This window comes from Sulfitobacter sp. M13 (assembly GCF_053474885.1).
Window position 1 is genome coordinate 423,524 of sequence record NZ_CM130281.1, and the last position, 22,604, is coordinate 446,127.

Consider the following 22,604-nt stretch of genomic DNA (forward strand, 5'->3'; position numbering starts at 1 on the left):
TCGAAAGCCTTTGAGATGCTGCCGCAGACAACCGAAAAAACACAGATACTACCTGAATCAGCGCGGTTTCGCGCGGTCAAAACTGTCATGGTCGTGGACGACAGCGCACTACAACGGTGCATTTTAACCGCGACCTTGACGCGATGGGGGTTCACCGTCCAAGAGGCGGCATCGGCAGTGGACGCGCTAAAAATGTGTCGAAATCGTCTGCCAGATTTGATCATCAGCGATTGGATTATGCCCGGGATGTCGGGGCTACAGTTCTGCCGTGCGTTCCGTGAACTCTCTAAGGGGCGCTACGGATATTTCATTCTACTGACCGCAAAATCCGATAAATCAGAGGTGGTCAGGGGGCTCGATAGCGGCGCGGATGATTTCGTTAGCAAGCCGGTTAACGTGGACGAATTGCGCGCTCGCATCATGGCGGGCGAAAGAATTTTGACAATGCAACGCGAACTGTCATCGAAGAATCGCGTCATCAGTGAAGCGCTGTCTGCACTGCAGGTGGTGCATAGCGCGCTTGATCGTGATCTTGATGAGGCGCGGAAATTTCAGGAATCCCTGCTGCAGGATCCGCTGCACGACTTTAGCGAGGGAACGATTTCCTTGATGCTGCGATCAAGTGGTCACGTGGGTGGCGACTTGGTGGGGTATTTCGCCGCCGGCCGCAGCTTGGGGGTATATGGGTTGGATGTATCTGGGCACGGTGTCAGCTCCGCTCTGATGGCGGCGCGGCTTGCCGGAACCTTCTCTGCTGTCGCGCCGGACCATAACATTGCTTTGACGCGTCAACCGAACGGGATGTACAGGATGCGGTCGCCGGATCGAGTGGTGGCAGACCTGAACAGGTTGGTCCTCTCTGATATGGAGACGGAGCAATACTTTACGATCTTTTTAGCCAAAATTGACCTTGATACCGGCTATATTCAAGCGACGCAGGCCGGACACCCTCATCCATATATACAAAGAAAAAATGGTGTTCTGGTACAGTTGGGGCAGGGAGGGCTGCCTGTCGGCCTGATACCTGATGCGCATTATGACACGACGGTTGCACAGCTAGAACCAGGCGATCGATTTATCATTTTATCCGATGGTGTAACGGAGTGCCCTAACGCATCGGGGAAAATGCTGGACGACGACGGGGTGGCCCGCGTTCTGCATGACCTATATTCCGTTCGAGGCGCGCAATTTTTCGACGCGCTTTCCACCCATCTGGAGGAATATGCGGGCGGTGTAGATTTCCCGGATGATGTGTCGGGAATTTGCTTCGATTATCAGGGTCGCATCGCCAAAAATCGATCAAGGAAATACCTGTCTCCGTCGTTCCCTAGCACAGAAATGGCTTCTTCCCCCGACATAACAACCGTGGCGTGGTCCGGCTCGATCGGCTGGGCTACCTGATGGACTGGATGGGCGACATACACTTGGCAGATTTTCTCGGCCCACATATCATACTCGGGCATATAGGCGAACCGTCGGAACGCCCCCAATCGCCGGGGGCGGGCGATGGTCCACCCGATTTCCTCCATTACCTCGCGGTGGAGCGTTTGGAGCGGCGATTCACCAGGGTCAATTCCACCGCCAGGAAGTTGAACATCGACCTCGGGGCGCAACTGGGCAGTCAACAAAAACCGTCCCTTAAGGGGCAAGATCGCATAGACACCGGGTCGAGATCGATATGTTTTGCCGGGCACGGGCGGCTTCCCTACACGTCGCATCATTTGACACCCCCTTTTCGCACGGGTTGTTGCGCTTATATAGACGCGGTATGCCAACCGTCTGCCGGTAAGGAAAGTCAAATGACCCAAGGAAACAAAATCGCGTGGGACGATACCGTTCTACCCTTTCAACTCGATGCCTCTGACATCCGGGGGCGTGTCGCCCGTCTGGATGGCGTGCTGGAAGGGATCTTGCGTCAGCACGATTATCCCGAAAAGGTCGAAGCACTGGTCGCGGAAATGGCCTTGCTTACGGCGTTGATCGGCCAGACGATCAAACTGCGATGGAAACTGCAACTGCAGGTTCAGTCGAACGGGCCGGTGCGGATGATTGCAACGGACTATTATGGTCCGACCGACGATGGCGAACCTGCGCGTATCCGTGCTTACGCCAGCTATGATGCTGACCGGATCACCGATGGGCCGGCGTTTGATCAGGTCGGCGAGGGATATTTCGCCGTTATGATCGATCAAGGGAACGGTATGACACCCTATCAGGGGATTACGCCGCTTACTGGAAAATCCCTCTCCGAATGTGCAGAGGCGTATTTCGCGCAGTCCGAGCAGCTGCCAACCCGGTTCGAGTTGAGCTTTGGCAAATCCACAACGCCTGGTCAGGATGAACACTGGCGTGCTGGCGGTGTTATGTTGCAACATATGCCCAAAGCGTCGCCCTTTGCCGCGCAGGGCGAAGGCAGCGGTGACGTGCTTCTTGCCTCTGACCTCGTTGACGGCGAAGAGGGCGATAACTGGCGTCGTGTGAATGTGTTGCTGGATACAGTAGACGAGCTTGAACTGATCGGGCCAAGTCTGCCACCGACCGACTTGCTGAAACGCCTGTTTCACGAGGAAGTGCCGCGGGTATTCGACGCGCAGGCTGTTCGATTTGGCTGCACCTGCTCGGAAGATCGGGTTCGGCAAAGCCTATCTATCTATTCAGCGGGCGATATTAAAACGATGACAACTGACGACGGTCGGGTCACCGCAGATTGTCAGTTCTGTGGCGCGCATTACGATCTGGACCCGAAAACTGTCGGGTTCGAGGCTGAAGATAACAGTGGCAGCTGATCAACTTGCCCATTTTCGGACGGCGTTGGCGCAAACTGGTGTCACGTCGTCTGATTTTGACCTGAATAAAGAGACGGTGCTGCCGGCCAATCGCACCTTGCGTCCTGCCGGCGTGCTGGCCCCGATTATCGAGCGTAATGGCCGTTTTGACCTTATCCTGACCAAGCGGTCCTCGGCTCTAAAGCACCATCCAGGACAAATTTCCTTTCCCGGTGGCAAACAGGATGGTGACGATGCTGACGTGGTGGCGGCAGCGTTGCGTGAGGCGCGAGAAGAGATCGGTTTGCCGTCGCATCTGGTTGAGGTGTTGGGCACGTTGCCCGCGCATGAAACAGTGACCAACTTTCTAGTGACCCCAGTGATCGCCTTTGTGAAAGAAGATTTCAAAATCGTCGCTGAACCGGGTGAAGTTGAGGAAGTCTTTACCGTTCCGTTGGATCATGTGCTGAACGCTGACAATTATGTGGTTCAGTCACGACGATGGCAGGGGCAACGACGGTATTATTACACTGTTCCTTACGGTCCCTATTACATTTGGGGGGCAACCGCGCGTATGTTACGGGCATGGACCGAACGTATGATGTGACCCTTCCCGCGAGCACCCGCTGGCTTGTTGACCCTGACGCCCAAGCTGTGTGCGATGCGGTGAAGGATGGGGGGCATGTGATCTATTTCGTTGGCGGCTGTGTGCGCAATGCGCTGCTGGGCGTGGCCGACAGCGATGTCGATATGTCGACCAACGCATTGCCGGAAAGGGTGATGGCGCTCGCGGCGCGCGCTGGGCTCAAAGCCGTGCCGACGGGGGTGGAACATGGAACGGTCACTGTGGTCAGTGGCGGCAAAGGGTTCGAGGTAACGACCTTCCGCCGCGATGTGGAAACGGATGGCCGGCGCGCCGTGGTAGCGTTCTCTGACAGTATCATTGACGACGCGTTACGCCGCGATTTCACCATGAATGCTCTTTATGCGGACGCGCAGGGTCGGGTCATTGATCCGCTTGAAAGTCTTCCTGATCTGCGGGCGCGACGGGTGCGATTTATTGAGGATGCGGCGCAACGTATTCGCGAGGATTACCTGCGCACATTGCGATATTTCCGGTTTTGCGCGTGGTATGCCGACCCGGCAGAGGGGTTTAGTCCAGATGCTTTGGCCGCGATTGCAGCGCATACGGATGGCCTGGAAAGCCTGTCGGCCGAACGTATCGGGGCGGAATTTGCGAAACTATTGGCCGCGCCGGATCCTGCGCCTTCGGTGGCAGCGATGCGCCAAACCGGTGTGCTGGGGGTTGTCCTGCCCGGCAGCGATGATCGCTGGCTTGCGATGGTCGTGCATTTTGAACATCTTTTGCAGCTGGCTCCTGATTGGCGCACGCGTTTGGCAGCGCTTGGCGGCGAAGACGTGGACCAACGGTTACGGCTGAGCAAGGCAGATGCGAAATACCTTCATCGGTTAAGGGAGGCCGCCTTCGGGGCCGAGACCGTCGCCGCGATTGCCTATCTTGATGGCGGGGATATCGCGCGCGCGGTCGTTATCCTGCGGGCCTGCCTTTCTGAAACGCCGCCCGATCCCGCCGTTCTTGAGGGGATCTTTCAAGCGGAAAATGCTGTGTTTCCCGTGAAAGCCGCTGATTTGATGCCGCGATATCGGGGCCCTGAATTGGGGAAACGGTTGGCCGAGTTAAAAGCGCTTTGGATTGCTTCGGGGTTCGCAGCAACTCGGGAAAGCTTGCTGGATGCGCCAGAAAGCTAATGCGCCCTGTGGCCATTCTGAAGCGGCTCTTTCTATAGTGGCGGCGAACGCACGGCCTACAGGTGAAATATGTTTCGATTTTTCGAAAATCTTGTCGATCCCTACGCAGATTACGCCGAACAAGACACGCCACCCACAAGGCTGTGGCCCTTTTTCCGAAGCTACAGTGGGCCGTTCAAAACTGTATTCTGGGTGACAGGCGTATTGTCGATTGTGGTCGCCGCGATCGAGATCGGTCTAATCTACTATATGGGTCGCCTCGTCGATCTGATGGATAGCAGCCCCGCCGAGGTGTGGCGTAGCTATGGGGAGGAGTTTATCGTCGTGGCGTTGCTGATCCTAATCGCGCGCCCTGCTGTCCAAGCCGCGCATGTGTTGCTGTTGAACAATGCCGTGTTGCCGAACTACGGCACACTGTTCCGCTGGCGCGGGCATCGGCAAGTGTTGCGGCAATCGGTCGGCTGGTTTGAAGACGACTTTGCCGGACGCATTGCCAACCGCATCATGCAAACGCCTCCCGCCGCGGGAGAGGTCGTGTTTCAGGTGTTCGACGCGATTTCCTTTGCGCTTGCCTATCTGATTGGCGCGGCGATCCTGTTAACCACATCGGACTGGCAGCTGTTGATCCCGTTGGTGGCGTGGTTCGCGCTTTATGCGCTGCTTACCCGATGGACGATAAAACGTGTCGCGGTCGCCTCGCAAGCGGCGTCGGATGCGCGGTCCGAGGTGACGGGCCGTGTGGTCGACAGCTATAGCAACATCCATTCGGTCAAGATGTTCGCCCATCATGACCGCGAAATTGAATATGCCAAAGGGGCCATCGAGAAGGCGCGCGTCACTTTCCAAAAGGAAATGCGGATATTCACCATCATGGATATCTGTCTGGTCAGCTTGAACGGTTTGTTAATCGTTGGGGTCGTAGGGTGGGCGTTCTACCTGTGGTCCACGGGCAATGCGACCGTGGGTGTGGTGACGGCGGCGACGGCGCTGACGCTTCGGCTGAATTCTATGACCGCGTGGATCATGTGGGCACTTTCGACATTTTTTCAGCAGCTTGGCGTGGTTGCAGAGGGGCTTGAAACGATTGCGCAGCCGATCACACTGGTGGACGAACACGACGCGCAGCCGTTGGTATTGACCGATGGCTGCGTGGAAATGCGATGCCTGACCCATCACTATGGGCGCGGGTCAGGCGGGTTGGATCACATCGATATCACAGTGCTGCCGGGCGAAAAGATTGGCCTGATTGGGCGGTCGGGCGCGGGTAAATCGACCTTGGTTAAGCTGCTGTTGCGCTTTTACGATCCTGAAGGCGGCCGTATTCTGATTGATGGGCAGGATATCACGACCGTTCGTCAGGACAGTCTGCGGCAAGCAATCGGAATGGTGCAGCAGGACAATGCTTTGTTGCACCGGTCGATCCGCGAGAACATCCTTTATGGACGCCCCTCCGCTACCGAAGCAGAGGTGATCGCCGCCGCAAAACAGGCCCAGGCCCATGATTTCATTCAGGATTTAAACGATCAAGGGGGCCGGTCAGGATATGATGCACAGGTCGGGGAGCGGGGTGTGAAACTGTCTGGCGGACAGCGGCAACGTATCGCTTTGGCGCGTGTTATCTTGAAGAACGCGCCGATTCTTTTGCTGGACGAAGCCACAAGCGCGCTGGACAGCGAGGTAGAGGCCACAATCCAGAAGACGCTTTATGGCATGATGGAAGGCAAGACCGTGATCGCCATCGCGCATCGCCTATCCACCATCGCCGAGATGGACCGCATTTTGGTGATGGACGGGGGGCGTATTGTCGAAGAAGGCACCCACGAGGTGCTTTTGACCAAGGGCGGGCTATATTCAGATCTCTGGAACCGGCAATCCGGCGGGTTCCTACGCACAGAAGAGCCGACATCGTAATGCCGTTCAAATGGATCGACCCGTTTTCCCCCGCCGACACCGCGCCGCCGCGCCGTCTGGCGGCTTTCTTTCGTTGGGCTTTAAAGGGCAGCGGTGCCGCGCTTTGTGTGGCGGGGGTGCTCTCCATCTGCGCTGGCGTGATCGAGGTCATGGCCGCATTGGTCCTTGGCTGGGTTGTTGACGCAGCACTTGCGGCAGAGGCGGGGGCCGTTTTTGCGGACCATACGGGGCTGCTGTTGGCGGGACTGGCGTTCTTTTTGCTGCTGCGTCCGGCGCTGTTTGGCGTCAGTTCGTATATGCAGTCGATCGTCGTGGCACCCAATGTGTTCAACCTCGTGCTATCACGGTTGCATCGCTACACGCTGGGACAAGCGGTCACGTTCTTCGACAATGATTTCGCAGGCCGGATTTCCCAAAAGGAAATGCAGACCAGCCGTGCGCTGACCGATGTTGTGACCGAGGTGCTGCACACGGTGCTGTTCGCGGCGGCGTCCTTTATCGGGGCGGTGATGCTTTTGGGGACGGTGGACTGGCGTATCGCTGCTGGTTTGGTGTTGTGGATGGTGGGGTATGTCTTTTTGATCCGCCATTTCATGCCTCGGGTGCGCAAATTTTCAAAGGCGCGGGCAGGCGCGCGCGCGATGGTGACGGGGCAGGTGGTCGATACGATCACCAATATCAAGACCGTGAAACTGTTCGCCCATGCCGACCACGAAGACCGCGCCGCCTTAGGCGCGATGCGCAAATTTCTGGACACGAGCCTCGATTTTGGGCGGGTTAGTGTGTCTTTCCGGTTCTGGCTGATGGCGATTGCAGGGGTTCTGCCGGTGCTGCTGGTGGGCGGCGCGCTATGGTATTGGTCACTTGGGTTGGTGACGGCGGGTGATATCGCTGCAACGGGGGCGGTGTCGCTGCGGCTGGCGCAAATGACCGGCTGGGTCAGTTTTACGCTCATGGCGCTTTATGCGAATATGGGCGAGGTCGAGGACGGTATGCGCACCCTCGCGGCCCCGCAGCAGCTGCGTGATGCGGATGGCGCCGCGGATCTGGATGTTCACGAAGGGGCGATCCATTTTGATGGGCTGCGCTTTACCTATGGCCGCGACACAGGCGGCATCGAAGATCTGAACCTGTCGATCAAGCCGGGCGAAAAATTGGGGATTGTAGGGGCCTCTGGCGCGGGTAAATCGACCTTGGTTTCCCTTCTGTTGCGGCTCTATCCTGCGGAACAGGGTCACATTTTGATCGACGGGCAGGATGTGAGCCAAGTGACCAAGCAAAGCTTGCGGCGTCAGATCGGGATGGTCACGCAGGAAACCGCTATGTTCAACCGGTCGGCGTTCGACAACATACGCTACGGTAAGCCCGATGCGACCCAAGCCGAGGTGATCGCCGCCGCCCGCAAAGCCGAAGCGCATGCGTTCATCGAAAGTATGCAGGACCACACGGGCCGCAGCGGCTATGACGCGCATTTGGGCGAACGTGGTGTGAAGCTGTCGGGCGGGCAACGTCAACGCATCGCGCTGGCACGGGCGATCCTGAAAGACGCACCAATCCTGATATTGGATGAGGCAACCAGCGCGCTTGATAGCGAGGTCGAAGCATCAATCCAAAGTGCACTGACCCGGGTGATGAAGGGCAAGACCGTGATGGCCATCGCGCACCGCCTTTCAACCCTGACCGAGATGGACCGCATCGCTGTAATGGACGCTGGCCGCATCGTAGAGATAGGCACCCACGAGGCGTTGCTGTCCAAAGACGGGCTTTATGCGCGGTACTGGCAGCGGCAGTCAGGTGGGTTTTTGGATATGAAGGCCGCAGAATAAGGCTTTTGCTGCGCACGGCTTCGCGGTAAGCCCTGCGCATGACAGAATATACAATCCAGCGACTTGGCCACCTGGGCGACGGCATTGTGTCCGGCCCTTTATTTGCACCGATGACCCTGCCGGGCGAGGTGGTCACAGGCACGCCTGACGGCCAGACCCTGACCGATATTCGTATCGTCAGACCGTCTGAAAAGCGGGTCGCGCCCCCGTGCCGTCACTTCAAGGCCTGTGGCGGATGTCAGTTGCAGCATGCATCAGATGATTTCGTTGCGGAATTCAAGCTGGGCGTGGTCAAAGCGTCGCTGGATGCCCACGGGATAGAGACTGTTTTCAAGCCTCTCCAGACCTCGCCAGCGCAATCGCGCCGTCGTGCGACCTTTGCAGCGAAGCGTACCAAAAAGGGTGCGATGGCCGGTTTCCACGGGCGCGGGTCCGATGTCGTGATCGAAATTCCAGGGTGTCAGTTGTTGGACCCTGCCGTATTGGGCGCACTGCCAATTGCCGAAAAGCTGGCCGTGATCGGGACCAGCCGCAAGGCACCACTGGCCGTGACAGTTACCGCATCGCGAGGCGGGCTCGATATCTCGGTCCAGAACGGCAAGGAGCTTGATGGCCCGCTGCGGCAAGAGCTGGCGCATTTGTGTGACAGTCTGGGGCTGGCGCGGCTGACCTGGGACGGAGACGTGATCGCCATGCGCACGCCGCCGGTACAGCGGTTCGGCACGGCCAAGGTGACGCCCCCGCCCGGCGCGTTCCTGCAAGCCACCCCCCATGGCGAGGCCGCATTGATCACTGCTGTGCGCGAGGCTGTTGGCGATGCGCGCCACGTGATCGATCTTTTTGCGGGATCTGGCACGTTCAGTCTGCCCTTGGCTGATCGTGCAGAGGTACATGCGGTCGAGGGTGACGCCGCCATGACCGCGGCGCTGGACCACGGGTGGCGCATGTCGACCGGCCTAAAGCCCGTCACGCACGAGACCCGAGACCTGTTCCGCCGTCCCTTGCTGCCCGATGAACTGGCCAAGACCGACGCGGTCGTAATCGACCCGCCACGTGCCGGCGCAGAGGCGCAGATTGCCGAGATCGTCAAAGCGATGCCGCCAGTTCTGGCTTATGTTTCGTGCAACCCGGTCACCTTTGCGCGGGATGCCGCTGTGCTGATTGCCGCCGGTTATACGCTGAATTGGGTGCAAGTCGTTGATCAATTCCGCTGGTCATCCCATGTGGAGCTGGCAGCGCAGTTCACTGCGCCGGAAGTACAACGCAAGCGCAGATAACGCACAGCTAAGGTGGGCAGGACAAACATGCGGGAACGTCTGGGAAGATGGGTCGAAGGACGGGCCGTCAGCAATTTCATCATCGGTGTCATTGTGTTCAACGCCGCCCTGCTGGGCATGGAAACCGCGCCTTCGTTGATGGAGAAATATGGCGCGGTAATCCTGTTTCTCGACCGTGTATGTCTGTTCATTTTCGTCGCTGAAATCACGCTCAAGATCTTTGCGCGCGGGATCGGGTTCTTTCGCAACGGTTGGAATGTATTCGACTTTACCGTCGTTGCCATCGCGCTGGTGCCTGCCGTGCAAGGCCTGTCGGTACTGCGCGCATTGCGTATTTTGCGGGTGTTGCGCGTGCTATCCGTCGCCCCCCGTCTGCGCCGCGTCGTCGAAGGTTTCATCACCGCGCTGCCCGGCATGGGCTCGGTCTTTTTGCTGATGACGATTATCTTTTATATCGGTTCGGTGATCGCGACCAAGCTGTTTAGCACTCACTTTCCTGAATGGTTCGGATCGCTGCCCGCCAGCGCCTATAGCCTGTTCCAGATCATGACGCTGGAAAGCTGGTCGATGGGCATCGTGCGGCCCGTGATGGAAGTGTACCCTTATGCGTGGGTGTTTTTCGTGCCGTTTATTCTGGTCACGACCTTTGCCGTGGTGAACTTGCTGGTCGGTCTGATCGTGAACTCGATGCAGGATGCGCATAACGAAGAAGAAACCGTGCGCACCGATGCCTACCGGCTTGAGGTGATGGAGAAGCTGGAAGCGATCGAAAAGCGGCTGGCAGAGACCACCCGCCAGTAACGGCTTTTTGACCGCATCGATATTTGCTACATGGTAGGGCATCCACATAAGGGCCGAAAAGGCCACGGGAACGAGGCATTGTGAACATGAAACGCAGAAATCTGATTCTGGGTGGCACCGCGCTTGTGGCGCTTGGGGCCTGCAGCAGCAGTAAATTTAAACGGTACAACGGGCCACAGGTCACCTATGTGATCGTCAACAAAGGCGACCGACGGATGTACCTGATGCACCACGATAAGGTGTTGGAATCATATGATATCAAACTGGGATTCGCACCCGTAGGCCATAAGGTCTATGAGGGGGACGGCCGTACGCCCGAAGGAATCTATCGGATCGACCGGCGCAATCCGAACAGTCGGTTCCACCTGTCGATCGGGATCGATTACCCCAACGAGATGGACCGGGCGCGCGCCAATGAGATGGGTAAAAGCCCCGGTGGCGATATCTTTATCCACGGTCAAAAGACTGCCAAGGACAAGAATCGCACGGATTGGACATGGGGATGTATCTCTGTCACTAATGACGAGATGGAGGATATCTACGCGATGGTCGGCAATAATACACCCATCGCGCTGAACCCCTGAGTAGTCAGAACTTTAGAAAGTGACCGTGATGGTCACTTTCCCATCACCATCGTCCACCAGATCTTGCCGTTTTCTTCCTGGTGCCAGGAAAAGCCCATGTTCAAAGCGTCTTTGGACATGACGATTCGGCGGGTATCTGGTTGTTCCATCCAGGCGGCGAGGGTTTCCAGCTCTGTCTCGTAGGTCTCCGAGATGACTTCGCCGACCAACGCACCGGTATAGCCCACGCGCTGAATACGATCGACGGGCGACGACCCGTCCGACCCAAAGTGCCACGGGCGGTTTTGCACGGCCATATCGCGCGCATGGGTTGCTGCGGCGGCGTTAAGCTGTGCGTTCAGTTGCACCTGCGAAAGACCCGAAGCACCGCGCAGCGCGTTTACGGAATCCAGCATGCGGAACTGCAATTTGCCGGTGTCATTGCGGCCGATCTTGTACACGGATGGGGCCGCGCGGCCGTCAGATGCCATGGTTTGCGGCGCAGGGGTACAAGCCGCCAGCGCCACGGTCAGGGAAATAAGGATTGAAAACAGACGGATCATGGCGCAACTCCACGCGATTGGTTTTGTTGTGCCATACAGCGTGATGCGTTGCAGATCAAACGCACATGAGCGTGAGCGCGCCTGTTAACGCTTGTTTGATTTGAAACTGCGACTTTCAAGCCATATACGACAATATTATACTAGGTTGTAACTACCTTCAGGAGACATTTGATGTCTGATAAGAAATTTACCCTTTCGTCACGCCGTGCCTTCCTTGCAGGAAGCGCCGCGATGCTCGCAACACCTGCCTTGGCCCAAAGCAGTGTGAACGGCGACGCGACGACCGAGACGGAGCGTGACCTGACCGAAAGCGTGCGCCGCAACACCTCTAGCTTCCGCACGCTGGATTGGCAGCCCTATTTCACCAACACCAAGAACGGCGCCATTCTGGTCGATATCGACAGCCGCGCCGTGCATTACTGGTCCGAAGACCAGTCGATTTACAAGCTGTACCCCTCTAGCGTGCCGCTGACCGAAGAGCTGACCCGCCGTGGTCGTACCAGCGTTATCCAAAAGGTTGTCGGCCCTACATGGCGCCCCACACCGTCGATGCTGGAACGTAACCCGGAATGGCCTGCGGTCATCGGGCCGGGCCCTGACAACCCCTTGGGCACCCATGCGCTGTACCTCAGCTGGACGTATTACCGTATCCATGGGACGCATGACACACGCAAGATCGGCCGTCGTTCGTCGAATGGCTGTGTCGGCCTGTACAATGAACATATCGCTGAACTTTTCGGCATGGCAAACGTAGGCACCCAAGTGTTGCTTATTTGACAACTTTTTAGCGATTGTGGTGCTCAAATGCTGAATCCGTGTTTGCAATTCCCCGCTGATGCTGTTTAGAAAGTTTTACGAGGTAAGTCTTGGGCGCGTGCTATCACCCTGTGAAGTACGCCTTTTCTGGAGGTTATGTTATGAAGAAACTTGTTCTCGCCGCTGCTTTGACAGCTGCCGCATCGACAGCATTCGCTGGTTCGCTCGCAGAGCCAATCATCGAAGCACCCGTAATCGTTGAAGAGTCCACCTCTTCTTCCTCGGGCATCCTGATCCCCCTGCTGCTGCTGGCCGTTGTAGCTGCTGCAGTTGCTTCCGACTAATTTAGTCGAAGTTTCAGTTAGAAAAGGCGGTGTTTTACACCGCCTTTTTTTATGCCTGATGACCAACGCCAGATGTCATACGGACAAAAGAAAAAGCGCCTGTAGCAACAGGCGCTTTCTTTGTTTCCAGACCCGGGCTTGACGGGGCCGGGTGGATCAGTCGATCCAGCCCTGTAGGTTTTCCTCGATCACATTCGACAGCGCCTTGATGTGCAGAGCGTCGTCATTGAGGCAGGGGATATAGTGAAACTCCTCGCCGCCCGCATGTTCAAAGCTTTCCTTGATCTCTTCGTTGATCTCTTCGAGCGTTTCGATGCAATCGGCTGAAAAGGCCGGGGCGCAGACGGCGATCTTTTTGTTGCCGGCTTCGGCCTGCCGCGCGACCTCTTCCACGGTATAGGGCTGTAGCCATTCTTCGGGGCCGAACTTCGACTGGAAGGTGGTCATGATCTGCGTGTCGTCCCAGCCCAGCCGTTCTTTCAACAGGCGCGTCGTTTTCTGACACTGGCAGTGATAGGGGTCGCCCTCCATCAGATAGCGCAGCGGGACACCGTGGTAGGAGCACAGCAGTTTGTCGGGCTTTGTCTCCATCTTGGCGTAGGCCTTCTCGATCGAGGTGGCGAGCGCTTCGATATAGTCGGGGCGGTCGAAATAGGGCTGAACCGTACGTGCGGCGGGCTGCCATTTCTCTTTGCCTAACGCCGCGAAAAACGCATCATTTGCAGTGGCCGATGTGGCACCGGCGTAGTGCGGATATAGCGGAAAGAACAAGATCTTCTGACAGCCCGCGGCGGTCATCGCTGCGACCTTGGACTGGGTCGACGGGTTGCCGTAGCGCATGCAAAAATCGACCATAACTGCGTCACCATACCGCGCCTGCATCGCCTCTTTTATCTTCGCGGTTTGCTGTTTGGTGATGGTCATCAGCGGGCTTTCCCCCGCCTCGTGGTTCCAGATCGACTTGTAGGCGGCCCCGCTGGTGAATGGGCGTTTCGACAAAATCACCAGCTGAAGCAACGGTTGCCATTTCCACGGGCTATAGTCGATCACGCGGCGATCAGACAGAAATTCCGATAGATAACGGCGCATTGACCAGTAATCGTAGTTGTCTGGCGTGCCGAGGTTGGCCAGCAGGATGCCCACCTTGGCGGAGGGAACGGCGGGGTGGTCAGGTTGGGCATGGGCTGGGCGCAGCTGCGTCATCTGGCATTCCTTTTCTGCATTTATCGCTGAGATAAACGGTTTGGGTCGGGCGTCAATCGCGCAGCGGCGTTTCGGCCGTGGCCAGCGCATCCGCCAACCGCTGCTGCGCAGAGCCGGGTCGCAAGGGTTTCGGCTGGCTGTCCGCCGGTGCCCAGCCCGCCAGAAACACCAGCTCAAACGTTGCTTTGATGCGCCCCTCTGGGGTCGCATAGTGGTCACGGTAAAGCTGCCCCGCGGCCTCAAAAATCGCGCGGTCACTGGGGCGGCGCAACCGGCTGTCCATCGCGTTGGCCTCGCCCATGGCGCGCAGGTCGCGCATCAGGTGCCAAATGTCGGTATATTCAACGGTCAACGTCACGGAATCGGCCACCGGCAGGGCAAGTCCCGCGCGTTGCAACAGCCCGCCGATGTCGCGCAGTTCGGCCATGGGGGCGATGCGCGGCGACAGGCCGCCGGTGATCGCGGCTTCGGCTTGCCCCAGACAGGCGCGCAGTTCGTGCAGGGTTTGCCCACCAAACCCGACGCTGAGGAACAGCCCGTCGGGTTGCAGTGCACGGCGCGACTGGATGATCTGCCCCACCGGATCATTCGCCCAATGCATCCCCATGGCATGTACCACCAGATCATGCGCGCCTTGGGTCAGCGCCAGCGTGTCCGTATCGCTGACCAGCGTCGCATTCGGGTGCAATGCGCCCCAGACCTGCGGAAAACCTGTGACAATCGCCGCAGATTTAAAGCTTCTGTTAACCAAAGCCAGCCGATCATCGACTTCTTCAAAGGCGGCACGGTGCAGAAACAGGGCGTCATCTGTGGCGCGGCTGCGGTTGCGGGTCAGGGCCGCGCGATCTGTCAGGGTGTGTGAAGCGTTCATGAAAGGATACTAAGGTCATGCGAGGCCAGTTACAAACCGCTGTTGCGTTGATTTACCCGCCGTCCTGTCTGGCGTGCGGCGCACCTGTGGACGGGGATGGCGGGCTATGCGGCCCGTGCTGGCGCGATACGGCGTTTATTGACGGCGTTGTCTGTGAAACCTGCGGTGTGCCATTGCTGGGCGACGGTGCCGACGGGGATGCTTTATGTGACGCCTGTCTGGCCCACCCGCCTTTGTGGGATCATGGGCGTGCGGCGCTGCTATACCGCGAGACGGGGCGCCGTCTGGTTCTGGCGCTCAAGCATGGCGACCGTCAGGACATTGCCAAACCCGCAGGCCGCTGGATGGCACGCGTGATTGCGCCGTTCGTCACGCCCACGACGCTGGTTATACCGGTGCCGCTACATTGGTCGCGGCTGTGGAAACGGCGGTTCAACCAGTCGGCCCTGCTCGCTAAGGCGATTGCCCGCGAGCGGGGGCTCGGGTGGTGCCCCGATGCGCTGCGCAGGGTCAGGCGTACGCAATCGCTGGATGGCAAAGGGCGGGGCGAACGCTTTGCCCATCTGGACGGTGCGATCACGGCCCACCCGCGCCGCGCCCACTTAATGGCGGGGCGGCCTGTGCTGTTGGTGGATGATGTGATGACCTCTGGTGCGACGTTGCAGGCGGCGGCTTTGGCCTGTCTGGCGGTCGGGGCAGGTCCAATCTGCATTGTGACACTGGCAAGAGTGGCAAAAGATACTTAAGTCTTGATCCAACCCATTTGTTGAAAGGACATGCAACATGCAACCTGTCGAGATCTATACATCGCCGCTTTGCGGTTTTTGCCATGCTGCCAAACGTCTGCTGAATGAAAAAGGCATCAGCTTTGCCGAAGTCGACGTATTGGCTCAGCCAGAGCGCAAGTCCGAGATGATCACGCGTGCCAATGGCGGGCGCACGGTGCCGCAAATCTTTATCGGAGATACCCATGTCGGCGGCTGTGACGATCTGTATGCGCTGGAACGTGCGGGCAAGCTGGACGCGTTGTTGGCAGCCTGATGCAGGCGGCCCTGATCCAGCTGAATGTCAGCGACACACCGGCCCGCAATCTGGCGGGCACGGTAGAGATGGTGCGCGATGCCGCGGCGCAGGGGGCTGAATTTATCCTTACCCCCGAGGTGACGAACTGCGTGTCCACCAGCCGCGATCATCAGCGCAGCATTTTGCAGCACGAGGATGACGACATCACTCTAGCCGCACTGCGCGACGCGGCGCGAGAGGCTGGCATCTGGTTGTTGATCGGATCGCTGGGGCTCAAGACGGGGGATGCGGATGGGCGCTTTGCCAACCGGTCGTTCCTGATTGATCCGCAGGGGCAGATCAAAGCCCGCTATGACAAGATCCACATGTTCGACGTGGATATCGACGAAGGCGAAAGCTACCGCGAATCAGCGGGCTACCGTCCCGGCGATCAAGCCGTTGTGGCGCAGACCTCTTTTGCCAAAATCGGGATGAGCATCTGTTACGATATGCGCTTTCCCAAGCTTTATCAGGCGCTGGCGGATGCAGGGGCCACGATCCTGACCATGCCTGCCGCGTTTTCCCCTGTGACCGGTGCCGCCCATTGGCATACGCTGCTGCGCGCCCGCGCGATCGAGACAGGGTGTTTCGTGTTGGCCCCCGCGCAAACCGGCACCCATGCCAGCGATAGTCACAAGACCCGCGACACCTATGGCCATTCGCTGGTCGTCGCCCCGTGGGGAGAGGTGCTTTTGGATGCCGGCACCGCGCCGGGCATTTACCCGTTCACGCTGGACATGGCGCGTGTACAAGAGGCACGTACCCGCGTAGCCAGTCTTGCCAACCGGCGGGAATTTGGGGCACCTTAGAAGACGACTATGACGGAAAATCGAAACTCACTTGCGATCACCTTGATCAGCGAATTGCTGTCGGCTGATCAACGGATGCGCACCCGGCTGACCCGGGCGCTGCCTAAAGGGATGGAGATTTCGCATTTTTCGGTGCTGAACAATCTGGCATGGCATGACGGCGAAAAGACCCCCGCGCAACTGGCCGAAACGTTCAACGTTACCCGTGGCGCGATGACGAATACGCTGAACAAACTGGTTTGGGCGGGCTATGTGCATATCCGCCCGGATTGGGACGATGCGCGGCGCAAGATGGTGGCGATCAGCCCTGCGGGCCGGAATGCTCGGGACCATGCGATCCGGCAAATATCCCCGTTGATCAATGACGTGGCGGATGATCTGGGCGAGGCGCAGGTGCGTGCCACGCTCGAAACCCTACGCGCCCTGCGGCGCCAGCTGGAAGGCTGACGCCGTCTTGGGTCACTCTGGCTTTAGGCTGGCGGTGACGTAATTCACGCTCAGGTCACGGTCCGACAGACGCCACGACCAGGTGATCGGGTTAAACACGAACCCCTTGCGATCTACCGCCGTTAACCCTGCCTTATGCAGCAGGTCAAAGAGTTCGTCAGGTGTGATGAACTTTGACCAGTCATGTGTGCCTTTGGGCAGCCAGCGCATGACATGCTCTGCGCCGACAATCGCCATCATGAACGACTTTGGGTTCCGGTTCAGGGTCGAGCAGAGGTGCAACCCGCCGGGCTTTAGCAGGGTGCGGCAGGCGATCAGATAGTCGATGGGCGAGGCGACGTGTTCGACAACTTCCATGTTCAGCACAACGTCGAACTGTTCACCCGCTTCAGCCAGTGCCTCGGCCGTGGTGTGGCGATAGTCGATCTCGAGCCCCGATTGCTGCGCATGGACTTGGGCCACCGGAATGTTGCCCGCAGCGGCATCGGCACCGACCACGGTCGCACCCAAACGCGCCATCGGTTCAGACAGCAGCCCGCCGCCGCAGCCGATATCCAGAATGCGCAGCCCGCGAAACGGCTGGGGGGCTTTCAGATCGCGGTCGAACTCTCCGGCGATTTGAGTGGTGATGTAATCCAGACGGCAGGGGTTGAGCATATGCAGCGGCTTGAACTTGCCGTTCTCGTCCCACCATTCAGCGGCCATGGCCTGAAACTTTTCGATCTCGGCGGGGTCAACAGTGCTTTGAGGCGCTTGCATTCTGATCTCTCTGTGCTCTTTTGGGTCCAATGACTATATAGGGCTGTAATGGACAAAATCCCGGACCAAAAGCGCGCAGTGCAATATCTTCACCCGCCGATCGATCCGTTCGATCAGCGGATGATGGACATGGGCGATGGTCATTCGATCTATGTTGAACAATGCGGCAACCCTGATGGCATCCCCGTCGTGGTGTTGCACGGCGGCCCCGGCGGCGGGTGCAGCCCGTCGATGCGGCGCTATTTCGATGCCGAGAAATACCATGTGATCCTGTTTGATCAACGCGGGTGCGGGCGGTCCAAGCCTTTTGCGTCGGTCATCAACAACACGACGTGGGATCTGGTGTCGGATATCGAACATATCCGCGAAGCGCTTGGCATCGAGAAATGGATCGCCTTTGGCGGCAGCTGGGGGGCGACACTGGCGTTGATCTATGCCGAAACGCACCCTGATCGGGTCCGCAACATCATCCTGCGCGGCGTCTTTATGATGACGCAGGCCGAGCTTGACTGGTTCTATGGCGGTGGCGCGGGCAAGTTCTGGCCTGACCTTTGGGCGCGGTTCACCAGCCTGATCCCCGAGGCAGAGCACGGCGATCTGATCGCGGCCTATCACCGGCGCTTGTTCTGTGGCGATCGCATGACTGAAGTGAAATACGGCAAGGCCTGGGCCGCGTGGGAAAACGGGCTGGCGTCGATCCATTCATCGGGCGGGTCGTATGAGGGACCGGGAGAGTATTCGCGTACCTTTGCCCGGTTAGAGAATCACTATTTCACGAACGCGGGTTTTCTTGAGTTTGACGGACAGATCCTTGCGCATGTGGATCGCATTGCCCATATTCCTGGCGTGATTGTCCAAGGCCGCTACGATATGATTTGCCCCCCTTCAAGCGCGTATGAGCTGGCACAGGCTTGGCCTAATGCCGAGCTCAAGATGGTGCGTAATGCCGGCCATGCGCTGTCCGAACCCGGGATCAGCGCCGAACTTGTGCGCACGATGGACGGGATTGCAGCGCAATGACCCGTTCTTTGATGGACCGTCGTGCGTTATTTGCCTCGGGTGCCGCTGCTGCCTTGTTGGCTGCGACGGGCGTGTCGGCGGCGTCCATGCCCAAGGCGGGCGGGCGGTTGCGGATGGCGCTTTCGGGTGCGGCGCGCAGCGATACATGGGGGCAGGGCGACGGTCTGTTCATGCAGGTCGCGCGGCAGGGTCTGATCTTTGACACGCTGACCGAAATCGCTGCAGACGGGACATTGCGCGGAGAGCTGGCAACCGCGTGGCAGGGCAGCGAAGACGGGCGTGTCTGGCTGGTCGATCTGCGCAAGGATGTGTTGTTTCACGACCAGCAACCGCTGACCGCGCGCGATGTTGCAGCCTCGCTGGCGTTGGATGGTGTGGTAGAGGCGACCGGAACGCATCAGGTGCGCATCACGATGACTATGCCTGCGATGGATCTGCCCTTTACGCTGGCGGACCCGCGCCATGTCATTCGCGCTGCCCATGCGATGGACGATGGCATCGGCACCGGCCTGTACCGTCTGCGTCGTTTTACGCCGGGTCAGCAGGTTTTGGCCGAACGTGTGACGGATCACTACAAAGGCCGCAGCGCCGGATGGTTCGATACGGTGGAACTGGTTTCCATCCCCGCGCAGCAGGTCCGTGCACAAGCAATGGCCGAATATCTGGTCGAAGCTGCCGACCTGAACGATGGCGAAGCCCTTCAATCCTTTGATGATATTGCCCTGTTGCCCCATGCCCGGGGGGTGACGCACGCGGTGTCGCGCAGCATCGCCATGCCCCTGCGTACCGGCCAACATCGACCACTGGATAACCTGCGTGCGGCCGAACGTTGGTGGCTGGCCTAGGCGGGGCAGGCACACAGGGCTTGCAGTTTCACATATACGGGCGTATATGGCTTCATAACAGCGGCGCACCGGGGTCCACACCTGAGGCTCCACCGATCTTGAACACGGGCCGCGCGCCCGTTTTTTTGTGCCTGCTCAAAACTGCAGGATGATAGTGAGAATATGAACAACGACCTGATTGCAAAAGCAGCCATTGATCGCCGCATGGCCGAGATCATCACACCGGTGATCGAGGATCTGGGGTTTGAACTTGTGCGCGTGCGCCTGATGTCAGGCAAAACGACCACCTTGCAGCTTATGGCGGACCGCCCTGACGGCGGCATCGAAGTGGACGAGCTGGCCTTGATCAGCCAGTCTGTCAGTGCCGTTCTCGACGTCGAGGACCCGATCATCGAAGAGTATACTCTTGAGGTTTCCAGCCCCGGTATCGACCGCCCGCTGACGCGCCTCAAGGATTTCGAGATGTTCGAGGGCTACGAGGCCAAGATCGAAACCGCCGATCTGATCGATGGGCGCCGCCGCTTTAAGGGCGAACTGGCGGGCATTGAGGGCGACGAGGTGCTGATCAACGTTGAAGAGGGCACCATTGGCCTGAAGTTCGACTGGCTGACCGACGCGAAACTGGTCCTGACCGACGACCTGATCAAAGAAATGCTGCGCCAGCGTAAAGCGTCCGGTGCGATTGACGAAACCAAATTCGATGACATCGAGACCGAAGGGTCCACCGAGGGAGACGACTAAATGGCCATTACATCTGCCAACCAGCTGGAACTGCTGCAAACCGCCGAGGCTGTGGCCCGCGAAAAGATGATCGACCCCAATCTGGTGGTTGAAGCGATGGAAGAATCGCTCGCTCGGGCGGCCAAGTCGCGGTACGGCGCTGAAATGGACATTCGCGTCGCGATCGACCGCAAGACAGGGCGCGCGACCTTTACCCGTGTCCGTACGGTTGTGGCCGACGACGAGTTTGAAAACTATCAGGCAGAATTCACGGTTGAGCAGGCCAAGCAGTATATGGCCAACCCCGAAGTCGGTCAGGAATTCAGCGAAGAAGTCCCGCCGGTTGAGATGGGCCGCATCGCGGCGCAATCCGCCAAGCAGGTGATCTTGCAAAAGGTCCGCGAAGCAGAGCGTGACCGCCAGTACGAAGAATTCAAAGACCGCGCCGGCACGATCATCAACGGTTTGGTCAAGCGCGAGGAATACGGCAACGTCATCGTCGATGTGGGTGCTGGCGAAGCGATCCTGCGTCGTAACGAAAAGATCGGCCGCGAAAGCTACCGTCCGAACGACCGTATCCGCGTCTACATCAAAGACGTGCGCCGCGAACAGCGTGGCCCGCAAATCTTCCTGAGCCGTACCGCGCCCGAATTCATGGCCGAACTGTTCAAGATGGAAGTGCCCGAAATCTATGACGGCATCATCGAGATTAAGGCTGTTGCCCGTGATCCAGGTTCGCGTGCCAAGATTGCCGTGATCAGCTATGATAACTCAATCGATCCGGTTGGTGCCTGCGTTGGTATGCGCGGCAGCCGTGTTCAGGCTGTTGTGAACGAGCTTCAGGGCGAAAAGATCGACATTATTCCGTGGAACGAGGACCAGCCAACGTTCTTGGTCAACGCGCTTCAGCCTGCTGAAGTCTCCAAGGTTGTTCTGGACGAAGAAGCCGGTAAAATCGAAGTTGTTGTACCAGAAGAGCAACTGTCGCTGGCGATTGGCCGTCGTGGTCAAAACGTGCGTCTCGCGTCGCAACTGACCGGGCTGACCATCGACATTATGACCGAAGAGCAAGAGAGCCAGCGCCGTCAGGCCGAGTTCGAACTGCGCACCAAGCTGTTCATGGACAATCTGGATCTAGACGAATTCTTTGCCCAGCTTCTGGTTTCCGAAGGGTTCAGCAACCTTGAAGAAGTCGCATATGTCGAAGTAGGCGAGCTGCTGGTCATCGACGGCGTTGACGAAGACACGGCCAGCGAACTGCAGGCCCGTGCCCGCGACGTGATCGAAGCGCACAACAAAGCGGCGATTGATGCGGCCCGTGCCTTGGGCGTGGACGACACGCTTATTGAATTCGACGGCCTGACACCCCAAATGATTGAGGCGCTGGCCAAGGACGACGTCAAAACGCTCGAAGATTTCGCGACTTGCGCGGATTGGGAACTGGCTGGCGGCTGGACGACCGTGAATGGCGAACGCACCAAGGATGACGGGACACTTGAACCTTTCGACCTTTCGCTGGAAGATGCGCAAAAGTTGATCATGACGGCGCGCGTATTGCTGGGCTGGGTAGATCCCGCTGAGCTTGAGACCGATGAGGTTGAAGAAGACCTTGATATCGACACGGACGAGGAGGCCGAGGCCTGATCGCGGGGCTTTGGGGAACGATATGACACGTGGTGGCGTTTCTAAAGACCGGGAAGACGGTCCCGAACGAAAGTGTATCGCCACTGGCGAGGCGCAGCCCAAAAACGGGCTGATCCGCTTTGTTGTTGGTCCCGACATGCATGTTTTCCCGGATATTCTGGGAAAACTACCCGGACGAGGGATGTATGTGTCGGCGGATCGGGATGCGTTGGAAAAAGCGGCCAAGAAGGGCTTGTTCGCCCGCTCGGCCAAGCAACCTGTAAAGGTTGCGGATGATTTGGTGGAAGAAGTTGAAAAGCAGCTTGTTCGCCGTGTGGTTGATCTGATTTCGTTGCAACGCAAGGCGGGTAAGGCCGTTGCGGGCTACGAAAAAGTCAAAGGTTGGCTGCAAATGGAAGAAGCCGAAGTGTTGATCCAGGCAGTAGATGGATCGGGCCGCGGCAAATCGAAACTAAGTACGCCGCATTTCGGTCATTACATTGGCTGGCTGACGGCAGACGAATTGGGTTTGGCTTTCGGACGCCAAACTGTGATACATGGGGCGCTCGCCTCTGGTGGTCTTACCTCTCGTGTTGTAGAGGAAGCTCAGCGGTTAAAAGGCGTGCGCATAAACGAGGGTGGCAACGGTCACCCGAAAGGATAGACGAG

General features: G+C 58.3%; 24 protein-coding genes and 1 pseudogene. 20 read left to right on the forward strand and 5 right to left on the reverse strand.

Annotated features, from left to right (window positions below; translation table 11 throughout):
* Positions 1 to 87: 87 nt before the first annotated feature.
* Positions 88 to 1,260 (forward strand): annotated as a pseudogene (locus ACVBAU_RS01965) (SpoIIE family protein phosphatase); the annotation flags it as partial.
* A 14-nt stretch (positions 1,261 to 1,274) separates the two neighbouring features.
* Here ACVBAU_RS01965 and ACVBAU_RS01970 read toward each other — a convergent pair.
* Positions 1,275 to 1,721: an NUDIX domain-containing protein gene (locus ACVBAU_RS01970; RefSeq protein ID WP_448327584.1), complete on the reverse strand. Its 447-nt coding sequence runs from the start codon at positions 1,719 to 1,721 to the stop codon at positions 1,275 to 1,277.
* Positions 1,722 to 1,799: 78 nt separating this feature from the next.
* On the opposite strand from ACVBAU_RS01970, the gene hslO reads away from it, so the two are divergent.
* From hslO to ACVBAU_RS02010, 8 genes are all read left to right on the forward strand, one after another.
* Positions 1,800 to 2,786: an Hsp33 family molecular chaperone HslO gene (gene hslO, locus ACVBAU_RS01975; protein WP_138924616.1), complete on the forward strand. Its 987-nt coding sequence runs from the start codon at positions 1,800 to 1,802 to the stop codon at positions 2,784 to 2,786.
* Positions 2,776 to 3,372: a CoA pyrophosphatase gene (locus tag ACVBAU_RS01980; RefSeq protein ID WP_138924615.1), complete on the forward strand. Its 597-nt coding sequence runs from the start codon at positions 2,776 to 2,778 to the stop codon at positions 3,370 to 3,372. Before hslO ends, ACVBAU_RS01980 begins: the two co-directional genes overlap by 11 nt.
* The gene (locus ACVBAU_RS01985) at positions 3,351 to 4,535 is read left to right on the forward strand and encodes a CCA tRNA nucleotidyltransferase (RefSeq protein WP_448327586.1); all 1,185 of its coding nucleotides are present in this window, start codon (positions 3,351 to 3,353) and stop codon (positions 4,533 to 4,535) included. The genes ACVBAU_RS01980 and ACVBAU_RS01985 overlap by 22 nt, the downstream gene beginning before the upstream one ends.
* A gap of 69 nt (positions 4,536 to 4,604) precedes the next feature.
* The gene (locus ACVBAU_RS01990) at positions 4,605 to 6,446 is read left to right on the forward strand and encodes an ABC transporter ATP-binding protein (protein WP_448327588.1); all 1,842 of its coding nucleotides are present in this window, start codon (positions 4,605 to 4,607) and stop codon (positions 6,444 to 6,446) included.
* Positions 6,446 to 8,272 carry an ABC transporter ATP-binding protein gene (locus tag ACVBAU_RS01995; RefSeq protein ID WP_448327590.1) on the forward strand — a complete coding sequence of 609 codons (1,827 nt, stop codon included), beginning with the start codon at positions 6,446 to 6,448 and terminating at the stop codon, positions 8,270 to 8,272. Before ACVBAU_RS01990 ends, ACVBAU_RS01995 begins: the two co-directional genes overlap by 1 nt.
* 38 nt (positions 8,273 to 8,310) lie before the next feature.
* Positions 8,311 to 9,549, forward strand: coding sequence for a class I SAM-dependent RNA methyltransferase (locus tag ACVBAU_RS02000; RefSeq protein WP_448327592.1), 1,239 nt, complete (start codon positions 8,311 to 8,313; stop codon positions 9,547 to 9,549).
* A gap of 27 nt (positions 9,550 to 9,576) precedes the next feature.
* Complete coding sequence (locus ACVBAU_RS02005; protein WP_138924610.1) at positions 9,577 to 10,350, forward strand: ion transporter; 774 nt, start codon at positions 9,577 to 9,579, stop codon at positions 10,348 to 10,350.
* A gap of 86 nt (positions 10,351 to 10,436) precedes the next feature.
* Positions 10,437 to 10,934, forward strand: coding sequence for a L,D-transpeptidase family protein (locus tag ACVBAU_RS02010; protein WP_093732759.1), 498 nt, complete (start codon positions 10,437 to 10,439; stop codon positions 10,932 to 10,934).
* 32 nt (positions 10,935 to 10,966) lie between these two features.
* Here the strand turns inward: ACVBAU_RS02010 and ACVBAU_RS02015 are convergent, their stop codons facing one another.
* Positions 10,967 to 11,476 (reverse strand): CAP domain-containing protein, encoded by a 510-nt coding sequence (locus ACVBAU_RS02015; protein ID WP_273053680.1) that lies wholly within the window; start codon positions 11,474 to 11,476, stop codon positions 10,967 to 10,969.
* A gap of 171 nt (positions 11,477 to 11,647) precedes the next feature.
* Between ACVBAU_RS02015 and ACVBAU_RS02020 the strand changes: the two genes are divergently transcribed.
* Both ACVBAU_RS02020 and ACVBAU_RS02025 read left to right on the forward strand, forming a co-directional pair.
* Positions 11,648 to 12,253: a L,D-transpeptidase gene (locus ACVBAU_RS02020; RefSeq protein WP_093732757.1), complete on the forward strand. Its 606-nt coding sequence runs from the start codon at positions 11,648 to 11,650 to the stop codon at positions 12,251 to 12,253.
* A 140-nt stretch (positions 12,254 to 12,393) separates the two neighbouring features.
* Positions 12,394 to 12,576: a hypothetical protein gene (locus tag ACVBAU_RS02025; RefSeq protein ID WP_138924608.1), complete on the forward strand. Its 183-nt coding sequence runs from the start codon at positions 12,394 to 12,396 to the stop codon at positions 12,574 to 12,576.
* Positions 12,577 to 12,732: 156 nt separating this feature from the next.
* Here the strand turns inward: ACVBAU_RS02025 and hemH are convergent, their stop codons facing one another.
* Positions 12,733 to 13,779 carry a ferrochelatase gene (gene hemH, locus ACVBAU_RS02030; protein WP_335744738.1) on the reverse strand — a complete coding sequence of 349 codons (1,047 nt, stop codon included), beginning with the start codon at positions 13,777 to 13,779 and terminating at the stop codon, positions 12,733 to 12,735.
* A 52-nt stretch (positions 13,780 to 13,831) separates the two neighbouring features.
* Positions 13,832 to 14,650, reverse strand: a complete 819-nt coding sequence (locus ACVBAU_RS02035; protein WP_448327596.1) for an SAM-dependent methyltransferase — start codon at positions 14,648 to 14,650, stop codon at positions 13,832 to 13,834.
* 17 nt (positions 14,651 to 14,667) lie between these two features.
* On the opposite strand from ACVBAU_RS02035, the gene ACVBAU_RS02040 reads away from it, so the two are divergent.
* The 4 genes from ACVBAU_RS02040 to ACVBAU_RS02055 are packed head-to-tail and all read left to right on the forward strand — an operon-like array spanning position 14,668 to position 16,968.
* Positions 14,668 to 15,396: a ComF family protein gene (locus ACVBAU_RS02040; protein ID WP_138924605.1), complete on the forward strand. Its 729-nt coding sequence runs from the start codon at positions 14,668 to 14,670 to the stop codon at positions 15,394 to 15,396.
* Positions 15,397 to 15,433: 37 nt separating this feature from the next.
* Positions 15,434 to 15,691 carry a glutaredoxin 3 gene (grxC, locus tag ACVBAU_RS02045; protein WP_093732752.1) on the forward strand — a complete coding sequence of 86 codons (258 nt, stop codon included), beginning with the start codon at positions 15,434 to 15,436 and terminating at the stop codon, positions 15,689 to 15,691.
* Positions 15,691 to 16,521 carry a carbon-nitrogen hydrolase family protein gene (locus ACVBAU_RS02050; RefSeq protein WP_448327598.1) on the forward strand — a complete coding sequence of 277 codons (831 nt, stop codon included), beginning with the start codon at positions 15,691 to 15,693 and terminating at the stop codon, positions 16,519 to 16,521. The genes grxC and ACVBAU_RS02050 overlap by 1 nt, the downstream gene beginning before the upstream one ends.
* Positions 16,522 to 16,530: 9 nt before the next feature.
* The gene (locus ACVBAU_RS02055; RefSeq protein WP_093732750.1) at positions 16,531 to 16,968 is read left to right on the forward strand and encodes a MarR family winged helix-turn-helix transcriptional regulator; all 438 of its coding nucleotides are present in this window, start codon (positions 16,531 to 16,533) and stop codon (positions 16,966 to 16,968) included.
* 12 nt (positions 16,969 to 16,980) lie between these two features.
* On the opposite strand, the gene ubiG is transcribed toward ACVBAU_RS02055, so the two are convergent.
* Positions 16,981 to 17,727, reverse strand: a complete 747-nt coding sequence (gene ubiG / locus ACVBAU_RS02060; protein ID WP_335744742.1) for a bifunctional 2-polyprenyl-6-hydroxyphenol methylase/3-demethylubiquinol 3-O-methyltransferase UbiG — start codon at positions 17,725 to 17,727, stop codon at positions 16,981 to 16,983.
* A gap of 48 nt (positions 17,728 to 17,775) precedes the next feature.
* Between ubiG and pip the strand changes: the two genes are divergently transcribed.
* From pip to ACVBAU_RS02085, 5 genes are all read left to right on the forward strand, one after another.
* Positions 17,776 to 18,747, forward strand: a complete 972-nt coding sequence (gene pip, locus ACVBAU_RS02065; protein ID WP_448327600.1) for a prolyl aminopeptidase — start codon at positions 17,776 to 17,778, stop codon at positions 18,745 to 18,747.
* A complete protein-coding gene (locus ACVBAU_RS02070) occupies positions 18,744 to 19,592 on the forward strand; it encodes an ABC transporter substrate-binding protein (RefSeq protein ID WP_138924601.1) in 849 nt (282 codons plus the stop codon). Before pip ends, ACVBAU_RS02070 begins: the two co-directional genes overlap by 4 nt.
* Positions 19,593 to 19,754: 162 nt before the next feature.
* A complete protein-coding gene (gene rimP / locus ACVBAU_RS02075) occupies positions 19,755 to 20,333 on the forward strand; it encodes a ribosome maturation factor RimP (protein ID WP_138924600.1) in 579 nt (192 codons plus the stop codon).
* Entirely contained in the window at positions 20,334 to 21,956 is a 1,623-nt protein-coding gene (gene nusA, locus ACVBAU_RS02080; RefSeq protein ID WP_138924599.1) for a transcription termination factor NusA, read from the forward strand. It abuts the gene before it with no gap.
* Positions 21,957 to 21,978: 22 nt separating this feature from the next.
* On the forward strand, positions 21,979 to 22,599 hold the full coding sequence (locus ACVBAU_RS02085) for an RNA-binding protein (RefSeq protein WP_093732744.1): 621 nt from the start codon (positions 21,979 to 21,981) through the stop codon (positions 22,597 to 22,599).
* Positions 22,600 to 22,604 lie beyond the last annotated feature (5 nt).

Coding starts and splice junctions, on each gene's coding strand:
- ACVBAU_RS02020 (WP_093732757.1), top strand. CDS start 11,648: ATGTCTGATAAGAAATTTACCCTTTCGTCACGCCGTGCCTTCCTTGCA.
- ACVBAU_RS01985 (WP_448327586.1), top strand. CDS start 3,351: ATGGACCGAACGTATGATGTGACCCTTCCCGCGAGCACCCGCTGGCTT.
- ACVBAU_RS02005 (WP_138924610.1), top strand. CDS start 9,577: ATGCGGGAACGTCTGGGAAGATGGGTCGAAGGACGGGCCGTCAGCAAT.
- hemH (WP_335744738.1), bottom strand. CDS start 13,779: ATGACGCAGCTGCGCCCAGCCCATGCCCAACCTGACCACCCCGCCGTT.
- ubiG (WP_335744742.1), bottom strand. CDS start 17,727: ATGCAAGCGCCTCAAAGCACTGTTGACCCCGCCGAGATCGAAAAGTTT.
- ACVBAU_RS01970 (WP_448327584.1), bottom strand. CDS start 1,721: ATGATGCGACGTGTAGGGAAGCCGCCCGTGCCCGGCAAAACATATCGA.
- ACVBAU_RS02000 (WP_448327592.1), top strand. CDS start 8,311: ATGACAGAATATACAATCCAGCGACTTGGCCACCTGGGCGACGGCATT.
- ACVBAU_RS02025 (WP_138924608.1), top strand. CDS start 12,394: ATGAAGAAACTTGTTCTCGCCGCTGCTTTGACAGCTGCCGCATCGACA.
- ACVBAU_RS02085 (WP_093732744.1), top strand. CDS start 21,979: ATGACACGTGGTGGCGTTTCTAAAGACCGGGAAGACGGTCCCGAACGA.
- nusA (WP_138924599.1), top strand. CDS start 20,334: ATGGCCATTACATCTGCCAACCAGCTGGAACTGCTGCAAACCGCCGAG.
- ACVBAU_RS02050 (WP_448327598.1), top strand. CDS start 15,691: ATGCAGGCGGCCCTGATCCAGCTGAATGTCAGCGACACACCGGCCCGC.
- hslO (WP_138924616.1), top strand. CDS start 1,800: ATGACCCAAGGAAACAAAATCGCGTGGGACGATACCGTTCTACCCTTT.
- ACVBAU_RS02035 (WP_448327596.1), bottom strand. CDS start 14,650: ATGAACGCTTCACACACCCTGACAGATCGCGCGGCCCTGACCCGCAAC.
- ACVBAU_RS02070 (WP_138924601.1), top strand. CDS start 18,744: ATGACCCGTTCTTTGATGGACCGTCGTGCGTTATTTGCCTCGGGTGCC.
- ACVBAU_RS02010 (WP_093732759.1), top strand. CDS start 10,437: ATGAAACGCAGAAATCTGATTCTGGGTGGCACCGCGCTTGTGGCGCTT.
- ACVBAU_RS01990 (WP_448327588.1), top strand. CDS start 4,605: ATGTTTCGATTTTTCGAAAATCTTGTCGATCCCTACGCAGATTACGCC.
- grxC (WP_093732752.1), top strand. CDS start 15,434: ATGCAACCTGTCGAGATCTATACATCGCCGCTTTGCGGTTTTTGCCAT.
- ACVBAU_RS02040 (WP_138924605.1), top strand. CDS start 14,668: ATGCGAGGCCAGTTACAAACCGCTGTTGCGTTGATTTACCCGCCGTCC.
- ACVBAU_RS02055 (WP_093732750.1), top strand. CDS start 16,531: ATGACGGAAAATCGAAACTCACTTGCGATCACCTTGATCAGCGAATTG.
- ACVBAU_RS01995 (WP_448327590.1), top strand. CDS start 6,446: ATGCCGTTCAAATGGATCGACCCGTTTTCCCCCGCCGACACCGCGCCG.
- rimP (WP_138924600.1), top strand. CDS start 19,755: ATGAACAACGACCTGATTGCAAAAGCAGCCATTGATCGCCGCATGGCC.
- pip (WP_448327600.1), top strand. CDS start 17,776: ATGGACAAAATCCCGGACCAAAAGCGCGCAGTGCAATATCTTCACCCG.
- ACVBAU_RS02015 (WP_273053680.1), bottom strand. CDS start 11,476: ATGATCCGTCTGTTTTCAATCCTTATTTCCCTGACCGTGGCGCTGGCG.